The 11,068-nt window shown below is 70.5% G+C and carries 10 protein-coding genes and 3 tRNA genes; 3 read left to right on the top strand and 10 right to left on the bottom strand.

Translation table 11 applies throughout. The features are described 5' to 3' along the window. The first annotated feature begins 25 nt into the window (after positions 1–25). Positions 26–1,117, top strand: coding sequence for an LLM class flavin-dependent oxidoreductase (locus AB0I98_RS02870; protein ID WP_362934286.1), 1,092 nt, complete (start codon positions 26–28; stop codon positions 1,115–1,117). On the opposite strand, the gene AB0I98_RS02875 is transcribed toward AB0I98_RS02870, so the two are convergent. Then, the gene (locus AB0I98_RS02875; protein WP_362934289.1) at positions 1,093–2,958 is read right to left on the bottom strand and encodes an EAL domain-containing protein; all 1,866 of its coding nucleotides are present in this window, start codon (positions 2,956–2,958) and stop codon (positions 1,093–1,095) included. The two genes, AB0I98_RS02870 and AB0I98_RS02875, sit on opposite strands and share 25 nt — an antisense overlap. A gap of 359 nt (positions 2,959–3,317) precedes the next feature. Between AB0I98_RS02875 and AB0I98_RS02880 the strand changes: the two genes are divergently transcribed. Beyond that, a complete protein-coding gene (locus AB0I98_RS02880) occupies positions 3,318–4,661 on the top strand; it encodes a M6 family metalloprotease domain-containing protein (RefSeq protein ID WP_362934292.1) in 1,344 nt (447 codons plus the stop codon). 73 nt (positions 4,662–4,734) lie between these two features. Here the strand turns inward: AB0I98_RS02880 and AB0I98_RS02885 are convergent. The 9 genes from AB0I98_RS02885 to AB0I98_RS02925 form a co-directional block, all read right to left on the bottom strand. Then, positions 4,735–4,808: transfer RNA gene (locus AB0I98_RS02885), tRNA-Lys, on the bottom strand. Beyond that, positions 4,799–5,389, bottom strand: coding sequence for a bifunctional DNA primase/polymerase (locus AB0I98_RS02890; protein ID WP_362934295.1), 591 nt, complete (start codon positions 5,387–5,389; stop codon positions 4,799–4,801). The genes AB0I98_RS02885 and AB0I98_RS02890 overlap by 10 nt, the downstream gene beginning before the upstream one ends. A gap of 328 nt (positions 5,390–5,717) precedes the next feature. Further along, complete coding sequence (locus tag AB0I98_RS02895; RefSeq protein ID WP_362934298.1) at positions 5,718–7,163, bottom strand: MFS transporter; 1,446 nt, start codon at positions 7,161–7,163, stop codon at positions 5,718–5,720. Positions 7,164–7,254: 91 nt separating this feature from the next. Beyond that, positions 7,255–7,824 carry a TetR/AcrR family transcriptional regulator gene (locus tag AB0I98_RS02900; RefSeq protein ID WP_362934301.1) on the bottom strand — a complete coding sequence of 190 codons (570 nt, stop codon included), beginning with the start codon at positions 7,822–7,824 and terminating at the stop codon, positions 7,255–7,257. 102 nt (positions 7,825–7,926) lie between these two features. Continuing rightward, a complete protein-coding gene (locus AB0I98_RS02905; RefSeq protein ID WP_301983261.1) occupies positions 7,927–8,355 on the bottom strand; it encodes a MaoC family dehydratase in 429 nt (142 codons plus the stop codon). A gap of 2 nt (positions 8,356–8,357) precedes the next feature. After that, entirely contained in the window at positions 8,358–8,810 is a 453-nt protein-coding gene (locus AB0I98_RS02910; RefSeq protein WP_301983260.1) for a MaoC family dehydratase N-terminal domain-containing protein, read from the bottom strand. 202 nt (positions 8,811–9,012) lie between these two features. Beyond that, positions 9,013–9,177 (bottom strand): 50S ribosomal protein L33, encoded by a 165-nt coding sequence (gene rpmG, locus AB0I98_RS02915; RefSeq protein WP_003948671.1) that lies wholly within the window; start codon positions 9,175–9,177, stop codon positions 9,013–9,015. Between the two features lie 88 nt (positions 9,178–9,265). Next, positions 9,266–9,338: transfer RNA gene (locus AB0I98_RS02920), tRNA-Met, on the bottom strand. Positions 9,339–9,384: 46 nt separating this feature from the next. Continuing rightward, positions 9,385–9,457, bottom strand: a tRNA-Thr gene (locus AB0I98_RS02925). A gap of 243 nt (positions 9,458–9,700) precedes the next feature. Between AB0I98_RS02925 and AB0I98_RS02930 the strand changes: the two genes are divergently transcribed. Then, positions 9,701–10,987: an amidohydrolase family protein gene (locus AB0I98_RS02930; RefSeq protein WP_362934304.1), complete on the top strand. Its 1,287-nt coding sequence runs from the start codon at positions 9,701–9,703 to the stop codon at positions 10,985–10,987. Positions 10,988–11,068 lie beyond the last annotated feature (81 nt).

Raw genomic sequence — 11,068 nt, forward strand, 5'->3', positions numbered from 1 at the left:
CGGCATCGACACAGGAGGCTTCACCGTGACGGCAGACGAGATACGGGGCACAGCGCAGGGCACGGCCCCCACCCCCCTCTCCGTACTGGACCTGGTGACCGTCGGTGCGGGGCACACCGCCACCGACGCCCTCCGCACCAGCGTCGAGCTGTCCCGCCTCGCCGAAAAGCGCGGCTTCCACCGCTACTGGGTCGCCGAGCACCACTCCATGCCGGGCGTGGCCTCCTCGTCGCCGGCCGTGATCCTCGCCCATCTCGCCGCCCACACCAGCCGCATCCGCCTCGGCTCGGGCGGCGTGATGCTCCCGAACCACGCCCCGCTCGTCATCGCGGAGCAGTTCGGCACGCTGGAGGCGATGGCCCCGGGCCGTGTCGACCTGGGCCTCGGCCGCGCCCCCGGCACGGACGGTGCCACCGCGGCGGCCCTGCGCCGCACGGACCACCTCAATGAGGGCGCCGACGACTTCCCCCAGCAGCTCGCCGAGCTGGTCCGCTTCCTGGACGACGACTTCCCCGACGGCCACCCCTACCGCCGTATCCACGCCGTCCCCGGCCCGGTCCAGGCGACCAGCCCCGGCGGCGTCCAGTCCCCGCACCGCCCCCCGGTCTGGCTGCTCGGCTCCTCCGGCTTCAGCGCCCGTCTCGCCGCCGCTCTCGGCCTGCCCTTCGCCTTCGCGCACCACTTCTCGGCGCAGAACACGATCCCGGCCCTCGACATCTACCGGGAGTCCTTCCAGCCGTCGGCGCTCCTGGACGAGCCGTACGCCCTCATCGGCGTCTCCGCGCTCGCCACCGACGACGAGAAGGAGGCCCGCCGCCAGGTCATGGCCGGCGCCCTGAACATGATCCGTCTGCGCACCGGACGTCCCGGCCTCGTCCCCACGCCCGAGGAAGCCGAGGCCTACGAATTCAGCCCCATGGAGCGGGAGTTCATCGGCTCCTGGAACTCCAACATCATCCACGGCACCGCCGACGAAGTCCGCTCCGGCCTCGACGACCTCCAAAAGCGCACCGGCGCCGACGAGTTGATGCTCACCTCGCACGCCCACGACGGAGCCCTCCGCGTCCGCAGCTACGAACTCATCGCGGACGCCTACGGGTTGCCGACCGCCGCCTGAATCTCCGGCGGGCCCAGCAGCTCGGAGATACGATCCGGCGGCACCGGACGGGAGTACAGCCACCCCTGCCCGGTGTCGCAGCCGATGTGCCGGAGCCGGGTGGCCTGCGCCGACGTCTCCACGCACTCGGCCGTGACGGTCAGCCCCAGCCGGTGGGCGAGCTGGATCATCGCCTCGACGATGACCTCGTCCGCCGGGTTGGGCGCGACGGCCTTGTCGGCGGAACTGTCGGTGCTGTCGTACTGGAAGCCCCGTACGAACGACCCGTCGAGCTTCAGCACCGACACCGGCAGCCGGCTGAGGTAGGCCAGGTTCGAGTAGCCGGTGCCGAAGTCGTCGATCGCGATGCCCACGCCCATCTCGCTGAGCGCCTGGAGCGCTTGGAGGGGGCGGCCCGCCGAGCCCATCACCGCGGACTCGGTGAGTTCCAGCTGGAGCAGATGCGGTGCGAGGCCCGTCTCCGCCAGCGTCTCGGCCACGTCCGCCACCAAATCCGAGTCCCAGACCTGGCGGACCGCCACATTGACGCTGACGAACAGCGGGGGCTCGTCGGGGTGCTCCACCTGCCAGCGCCGCGCCTGCCGGCAGGCGGTCGTGAGCACCCAACGGCCCAGCGGAACGATCGAACCGTCCTCCTCCGCCAATCCGATGAACCGATTCGGCGTCAGTACGCCGAACTGTGGATGGTTCCATCTGACCAACGCCTCGACCCCGCGCAGCCGTCCGTCCTCCATGCCCACCAACGGCTGGTACTCGAGGGTGAATTCACCGCGCTCGATGGCCGGACGGAGGGTGGAGGCCAGGGCCTGACGGGTCATGCGGTGGGCGTTGCGTTCCGGGTCGAACAGCGTCCAGCGGTCCTTGCCGTCGGCCTTCGCCCAGTACAGCGTGGTGTCGGCGGCCTGCATCAGACCGGTCGCCGTGGTCCCGGCAGCCCGGCGTTCCACCACACCGATCGACGCCGAGACCGACAGCCGCTGGCCGGACAGGTCGAAGGGCGCCTGCAGGGCCCGCAGCACCGACTCGGCCAGATCGGCGAGTTGCTCGGTCCCCGTCGAGTCCTCGACCAGCAGGGCGAACTCGTCCCCGCCGAGCCGCGCCACCAGCGGCGCGCTCGCTCTGGCGTAACCGGCCTCGTCCGCACAGCGGTTGAGGCGCTCCGCCACGGCGGCCAGCAGCCGGTCGCCGACCCGGTGGCCGAGCGTGTCGTTGACCGCCTTGAAGCCGTCGAGATCCAGGTAGCACAGCCCGATCCGTCCGGTGCCGCCCTCGGCGTACGCATCCGCCTCCAGCGCGGACGACAGGCGCTCGAAGAACAGCGTGCGGTTGGGCAGCCGGGTCACCGGGTCGTGCATCTGCAAATGCCGCAGCCGCGCCTGGAGTTCACGCCGGGCACTGATGTCGAAGACGGACAGCAGCACCGCCTCGGCCCGGTCCGGCAGCGGCCCCACCGTGACCTGCACCCACACCGCCTGCCCGTCGGGATGCTTGATACGACGTGTACAGCGCAGCCGCGCCTGCCGCCCCCGCAGCACCTCGCGATACGCGTGCCAAGTACGGGCGTCGGACGCCAGGTCCACCAGATCGGCGGCCAGTTTGCCGGTCAACACCCCTGGCTGCGCGCCGAGTAGAGCGCCGAGCGCTTCGTTGGCGCTGACGACCAGGCCCTCGCGGTCGACCACGGCCATCGCGAGCGGGGCGGCGGAGAACGCGGAACGGAAGTCGACTGGTGGGTTCAGAGTGTCCGGGGTGATACCGGACGACAACATTTCATCACTCTCTGTGACGGCAGGTTGGATGAGATCTGCCGTGGGCGCCGGCCCTTCGGACGTTCCGCTCACCGCTCGCTCCCGCAGTGCACTCGATCTTCGGATGGGTCTCGTCGGGATGGCCGTCCGGGGAGGAAGGCCTCCGGGCCGTGTCCGGGCTGGAAAGTGTGCCGATCATAGAGGCTGGCCCCGGGCCCTTCCAGCCACAGTCCAGTGTCCCCGACGCACCGGCCTTTCTGGCAGATCGTTTCTGCCCGCACATGGGCGGGTTCTTCGGGCCCCCGATCGCATGTGACGTTCCGTGAGCGATTCGGGGGTGTCGGCTTCGGCTGTTGCCACTGGTCCTCTCTTCTGACGGTCTCTCGGGTATCTCACTCATCTGGTCCAGACAAACAGGACGTAGTACGACAATCTCGCACAGGCTGGATGCGGTGTCCCGCGAACCGCACCCGGAGGTCCCCGTGCCACGTCAGCTCTCCCTCACCGGACTCACCCATGGGGTCCGCCGAGGGTTCGGCTGGGCGGCGGCGCGGCCCCGACTGCGCAGTACGGCCGCGGTGTTCACCACGATGTCCGCGCTCGCCGCGACCTCCCTGATCACGGGCCCCTCGGTCGCCGAGCCCTTCTCGCCGGCCTCGTGCGCCCTGCACCGCACCGACGCCCACCACTCGGAGGGCGTCGACACCTGGAACGCCGCCTATCCGCGCCCGGCCCGCCGGCTTGACGCGGTGATGGTGTTCCTGTCCTTCCCGGACTCCGCCCCGCTGACCACCCCCGCCGAACTGACCGCCGACCACTTCCCGGTCACCAGCCGCTTCTTCGAACGCTCCTCCTACGGCCGCTTCACCCTGCGCCCGCACCCGCTCCGGCACTGGATCCGGATGCCGCACTCGTCGATGTCGTACGCCATACAGCGCGACTGGAACTCCGCGCACCGGGCGGCGTTCCTGCGCGACGCCATGCGGGTGGCCGACCCGCACGTCGACTTCTCCCGCTACGACATCGTCTACTTCGTCGCCGATCCGCACGCCCCCGGCGTCGACTCGGACGCGACGAAGGTCGTCAACCTGGAGACGCCGCTGCGCGCCGACGGCACGGATCTGCGCCGGGTCGTCACGGTCTTCGAACAGCACCCGCCGGACCGGCTGGTCCTGGCCCATGAGACCGGGCATGTCTTCGACCTGCCCGACCTGTACCACCGGCCGACGGACGACGAGGGCGACTGGGACACCTATGTCGGTGACTGGGACCTGATGGGCAGCCAGTTCGGCCTGGCCCCCGACCTGTTCGGCTGGCACAAGTGGAAGCTGGGCTGGCTGGACGGCCGTCAGGTGAGATGCGTGCAGGGCAGCGGGCCCACCCGGCTGACCCTGGAGCCGCTCGCGGCGGGCCCGGACATCCCGGCGACCGGCGCCGCGGGCGCCCCGTCCTTCGGCCTCGGTCACGGCACGAAAGTGGCCATCCTCCGCACCGGCGCCGACACGGCCCTCGCCTTCGAGGCACGCGGCCCCGTCGGCAACGACGCGACAGCCTGCCGCCAGGGCATCCTCGTCTACCGCATCCGCAGCGGCGAGCCATCCGGCGCCGGCCCGATCCAGGTCATCGACGCCCACCCCCGCACCGAGGCCTGCTGGGCGAACTCCGTCTACCCACCCCTCGCAGACGCCCCGGTCGCCCTCGGCGAGACCTTCACGGTCCCGGGAGAAGGGGTCCGGGTGGAGGTGGAGGGGCGGACGGGGGCGGGGGCGTGGACGGTGAAGATCACGGGTGCGTGATCTGGGTGCGTGATCTGGTTGCCCGTGACACACGCAAAAGGCCCCCCACCTGAGTGGGAGGCCTTCCGGTCGGTGCGCCGCCAGGGACTCGAACCCCGGACCCGCTGATTAAGAGTCAGCTGCTCTAACCAACTGAGCTAGCGGCGCCTGCTGACGTCGTAGACCTTAGCACCCTGATCGGCGGGAGGAAAAATCGATATCCGTACGGTGGTCCGGGCCGCCCGCACGGCCGCCCACAGCAGAATTTCCGGCCCCGGCAGCCAGGGATGACGGGTGTCGGGGGCGACGAGCCAGCGGGAGTGGAGGCCGACCGCGCCGAGGGGTGCGGGGAGGGTCACGGCGTCGCCATGGCCGTGACAGAGCAGTGGCGGGATTCCGCCGGTACGGCCGGCCCACTCCTCCCAGTCCAGCAGCGACGGCAGCCGGTGTGCCGTACCCGGCCCGGCGAACAGCAGCATCCGCCCCCGGAACACCGCGACCGGCCCGGACCCCGGTCCCTCGTCCCACAACCGGTCCAGCATCTGACGCCCGAAGACCGCGGGCACGCTCACGACATCGAAGGCAGTACCGCACGGCAGCACGACCGGCGCGTCCGGCCGCTCCTCCCACAGCGCGAGGGTGCTCCGCGGGTACGCACCGGCCGACGCCAGCCACGCGGCACCGTCCGCGGTGACACCGGATACGTCGAATCGACCGGACAACGTCTCATTGCGGGTGCTGCGGCTCATACCGTCCAGATCTACCGCCGGTGAGCCGACAGTCCCGGAGGGTTGCCGGAAACGGGGACAGAGAGCAAGGGGAGGGAGTATCTTGCCCGCCTGGCATATGCCGCCGCGCCGAGCTGCGGGCTGCCGCCGCGCCAAGCTGCGAGCAGCGGCGCCGCCCAGCTGCGGCTGCCGTCCCGTCCCGCCCAAGCTGCGGGCATGCGTGCCGCCTGGGGCGGCACGGGTGGGCGCAGGCGGCACCCCGTCAGCGCCGGGCTGCGCGACCCACCCCGCCCCAGCCACCGCGCCGGGTGCGTCGGACACGGCCCCCGTGGGTGGGGCCGTGTCCTTGTCAGCCTGCGGCCGGTTCCAGGGCCGGCTTCGGGGCGTCCTCGGTCTGGGTCGGCCGCTGGGGCTGCGTGGAGCACCGTGCCGGGATCAGAAGGGCTGCGATTCCGGCCAGGGCTACCACCGCGGAGCCGGTGACCAGGGCGGGGCGCAAGCCGTCCACGAAGGTCTGTCCCGTCTCGTAGCCACCCTGGGCGGAGAAGATCGAGGCCATGATGGCGATGCCGAGCGCGCCGCCGACCTCGCGCAGGGCGTTGTTGGCGCCGGAGGCCATGCCCTGCTCGCTGTGGCGGACGCTGGACATGACCAGGTTGGCGGCGGGGGCGAAGTAGAGGGCCATCCCGATGCCGCTGATGATCAGGCCGGGCAGTTGGATGGAGTAGGAGGCGTCCGCCGTGACCACGGAAGCCAGGTAGCCGAGGCCGATCGCCTGGAGGAAGAGGCCGGTGGCTACGACGGGGCGGCCGCCGATGCGGTCGGAGAGGATGCCGGCGATGGGCGCGACGAGCATCGGCATGCCGGTCCAGGGCAGCATGCGCAGGCCCGCCTCGGTGGGCGAGTAGCCGAGCACTCCCTGCATGTACTGGCTGAGCAGGAAGATCGAGCCGAACATGCCCAGGAACATCAGCAGGCTCGCGGCGTTGATCCCGGAGAACGCCCGGGAGCGGAACAGCCGCATCGGGAGCATGGGGTTCTTGGCGCGGGCGCTGTAGAGGATGAAGCCGACGAGCAGCGCGGATCCGGCGAACAGGCCGGTCAGGACGAGAGGGGCGGTCCAGCCGTCGGCGGGGCCGCGGACCAGGCCGTAGACGATCCCGAAGAGTCCGCCGCTGGCGAGCAGGGTGCCGGGGACGTCGAGCGGGGAGCCGGTGCCGTGGGACTCGGCGAGGCGGAGGCGGGCGAGCGGCAGCAGGGCCAGGCCCAGCGGGACGTTCAGCCAGAAGATCCACTGCCAGGAGATGTGCTCGGTGAGGCTGCCGCCGATCAGCGGCCCGGAGGCGACGGCGAGTCCGTTGACGGCGCCCCAGATGCCGTACGCCATTCCGCGCTTCGCGGCGGGAACGGCCGCTGTGAGCAGGGTGAGCGTCAGAGGCATCATGATCGCGGCGCCTACGCCCTGGACCGCGCGGGCGGCGATGAGGCTGTCGATGCCGGGCGCGACGGCCGCGGCCGCGGACGCGCCGGTGAAGATCGTGAGGCCGACGATGAGAAGCCGGCGACGGCCGAAGCGGTCGCCGAGTGCCGCGCCGAACATCAGCAGCACGGCGAAGGTGAGCGTATAGGCGCTCACGGTCCATTCCAGGTCGTGCAGCGCTCCGCCGAGATCCTCGCGGATCGAGGGCAGCGCGGTGGTGACGACGAGGTTGTCCAGGGACGCCATGAATCCGGCGACACTGGTGATGGCGAGAGCCCAGACGGCCTCTCCACGACGTGCGTTCTGTTGTGACATCTCTCCCCCAGAGGTTGATCACTTGCCGTGGTTAGTAATTGATGACTAACTTTTGCGGGCAAGAAAAGACGCTTGGACGGCTTTCCTTGCCTCAGTGCTCGAGTCGGCCGGTGGCGCGCGCGGAGGGATAGAGCCCCTCCCACACCCGGTGCTCGGGCGGGAAGCCCATGGCCACCAGGCAATTGACGAGCATCCCGTACGCCATGAAGGTCGTCGTCTCGTTGACGTCGGCCCCCAGCGGCAGATGAACGGTCTCCCACAGGCGCATCCAGCCGTCCCGTACCGCCGTACCGAACTCGTGGTCGCCCTCCTTCTCGGCGGCTCCCACGGCGACGTACATCTGCATCTGCATCAACAGCTGCTCGGGGTGCTCCGCGATGACCTTGGTGTACGCGTTCGCCATGGCATGCAGGGCCTCTTCGCCATGCAGACCCTCAGCGGCCTGCTCGAAGGTGCGAATGGTGTCCTCGACGCAACGCTCGGCCACCGCCAGGAAGATCGCCTTCTTGCCCGGGAAGAGCCGGAAGAGATACGGCTGCGAGACGCCGACCCGCTGGGCGATCGCCTCGGTCGACGTGCCGTGATAGCCACCGCGGGCGAACTCGTTCGTCGCCGCGCGGATGACGCTCTCGCGCCTCTCTTCTGCGCTCATCCTGACCATGGGAGAAAGTTAGTGCTCAATCACTAACTACGTCAAGGGGGTAGGGCCGGTCATGGGTAAGGGGCGCCCGCAATAGCGGACGCCCTTTACCGAAGACCATGCTCAGGCCAGCCGGACGACCGCCCGGGACATCCCCAGCACCTTCTGCCCGGCGCTCGTGACGGTCAGGTCGACGCGGACCGTGTTGTCGTCGAGCTTGGCCGCGACCTTGCCGGCGACCTCGATCGTGGCGCCCTGGTCGTCGTTCGGGACGACGACGGGCCGGGTGAAGCGGACGCCGTACTCGACGACCGCGGCCGGGTCGCCGGTCCAGTCGGTGACCACGCGGATCGCCTCGGCCATGGTGAACATGCCGTGCGCGATGACGTCCGGCAGCCCGACCTCCTTGGCGAACTTCTCGTTCCAGTGGATCGGGTTGAAGTCCCCGGAGGCGCCCGCGTACCGAACGAGGGTGGCGCGGGTCACGGGAAAGGACTGGGCCGGCAGCTCGGTGCCGACCTCCACGTCCTCGTACGAGATCTTCGCGGTCACTCTCAGTCCTCCTCTGCGGCGCGCGCCACGAGCTTGGTCCAGGCGGTGACGACGTGCTCGCCCGCCTCGTCGTGGACCTCGCCGCGGATGTCCAGGATGTCGTTGCCCGCCATGGACTTGATCGCCTCGATGGTGGACGTCACCGTGAGCCGGTCGCCGGCGCGCACCGGGCGGACGTAGGAGAACTTCTGGTCGCCGTGCACCACCCGGCTGTAGTCCAGGCCCAGTTGGGGGTCGGCGGTGACCTGTCCCGCGGCCTTGAAGGTGATCGAGAAGACGAAGGTCGGCGGGGCGATCACATCGGCGTGACCGAGCGCCTTGGCGGCCTCCGGGTCCGTGTACGCCGGGTTGGTGTCCCCCACGGCCTCCGCGAACTCGCGGATCTTCTCCCGGCCCACCTCATAGGGGTCGGTGGGCGGATAGGTCCGCCCCACGAAGGACTGGTCGAGCGCCATGGGCTCGGCACCTCCTGATAGTTCAGCTGGTCCTGCTGGTCCTGCTGCTGCCGTTGTCGCCGTTGCTGCCGGAGCGGTTACCTGTCGGTGCGGTCACCGGTCAGTGCGGTTACCGGTCAGTGCGGTTACCGGTCGGTTCCGGCCGGTGGAACGACGCGAGGCCGCCCCCGATGTGGGGACGGCCTCGACGTACGAGCCTGATTTATCGCGTTTCGCGGTGCGCGGTGTGCGCGTTGCAACGCGGGCAGTGCTTCTTCATCTCCAGTCGGTCCGGGTTGTTACGCCGGTTCTTCTTGGTGATGTAGTTCCGCTCCTTGCACTCCACGCAGGCCAGCGTGATCTTCGGGCGGACGTCGGTGGCAGCCACAGGAGTGCTCCTTGACGAACGGATGGGACGATGAACGCATAAAAGAGTAGCCGACCGAAGGACCGACCCCACAATCGGCTACTGTCAGTAGCGGTGACCGGACTTGAACCGGTGACACAGCGATTATGAGCCGCTTGCTCTACCGACTGAGCTACACCGCTGTGATGTGATCGGTTCCCGCCTCGCGGCGAGAACCTCCCACACCGGAGCCCCAATACGGAATCGAACCGTAGACCTTCTCCTTACCATGGAGACGCTCTACCGACTGAGCTATTGGGGCGAGCGATGAAGACATTACACGCTCGGCCGCCGTTCACCCAAATCCGTTTCGCGGCACCCGTCCCGTCCCGAACGCAGGTCCGCCACGCGCGCGTGAAGCGTCCCCGCGCGCCTCTCCCGTTCGGCGGACCACGCCGGTACGACTATTGCGCTCCTGCGCGTCGCGCGCGGATCGCCACCCTAGGCTCGACTCACTCTGTGTGATCTTGCGTCCTCCGCGCAGTCCCCGAGCCACTGGAGCGCGATGCCCGACAGCCAGCCGCAGCCGCCCCCTTCGTCGTCGTCCGCTTCGGGCTCGTCGGGTTCAGCGGGCTCGTCCGGGCAGACCGAATCGGCCTCCCTGCTGCTGTGCGGGGCGCGCCTCACCGACGGCCGGACCGTGGACGTACGGCTGGGCGGTGAGCGCATCGAGGCGGTCGGTACCGCCGGGAGCCTGACGGCGGACGGTTCGCCCGGTCCGGGCGCACGCGTGGACCTCGGCGGCTATCTGCTGCTGCCCGCCCCGGCCGAGCCGCACGCCCACGCCGACACCGCGCTGTCGGCGGACGAGGGCGGTCCGGTCTCGTACGACCCCCAGGACGTCCAGCGCCGGGCGACCGAGGCCGCCCTGCTGCAGCTCGGACACGGGGCGACCGCGCTGCGTGCGCACGTGCGCGTGGGGGACGTGCAGGGGCTGGGCGCGCTGGGCGCCGTACTGCAGGCCCGGCGATCGCTGCGCGGGCTCACCGAGTTGATGACGGTGGCCATGCCCCGTGTGCTGACCGGCCGTGCCGGGGCGGACGGGCTCGCGATACTGCGGGACGCGGCGAAGATGGGCGCCTCCGTGGTGGGCGGCTGTCCGGATCTGGACCCCGATCCGACGGGCTACGTCGAGGCTGTCCTGGAGGTCGCCACCGAGCACGGCTGCCCCGTCGACCTGCACACGGACGCCACCGACCCGGCCCGTCTGGCCCGCCTCGCGACCATGGCCGGAGGGCTGCGCCCCGGGGTCACACTCGGGCCGTGCGGGGGCCTGAGCCGGCTGCCCTCCGAGGTGGCCTCCCGCACCGCCGACCAGCTCGCCGCGGCCGGAGTGACCGTGGCGTGCCTGCCCCAGGGCGGCTGCGGGGGCGTGGACCGCCGGGGCACCGCTCCGGTACGGCTGCTGCGCTCGGCCGGCGTACGGGTGGCCGCGGGCAGCGGCTCGCTCCGTGACGTCTCCAACCCGGTCGGCCGCGGCGACCCCCTGGAGGCCGCGTATCTGCTCGCCTCGCGCTACGGGCTGCGCCCCGAGGACGCCTACGACGCGGTGAGCACGACCGCTCGTGCCGTGCTCGGCCTGCCCGAGGTCCGAGTGGAGGCGGGATTCCCGGCCGAGTTGCTCGCGGTGCGGGGCGACGGGCTGGCGAGCGCGCTGTCGCTGGCGTACAGCCGGATCGTGGTGCACCGGGGGCGCGTAGTGGCACGGACGAGCGCGGTACGGGAGTACTGCAACTCGACGGTAGCGGTGGAGCTGGGGTTGCCTCGGCAGGGGCGCGGGGAGTTGTCGTGAGGGTTGGGGGTTGGGGAGCTGGCGGCGGTGGTGGGCGCCAGGCGCGCGATCAGGATCGGTGGATGTTCGGGGAGGGAAAGA

Origin of the sequence: Streptomyces sp. NPDC050211, from assembly GCF_040656035.1 — a bacterium.
Taxonomy (GTDB): Bacteria; Actinomycetota; Actinomycetes; order Streptomycetales; family Streptomycetaceae; genus Streptomyces.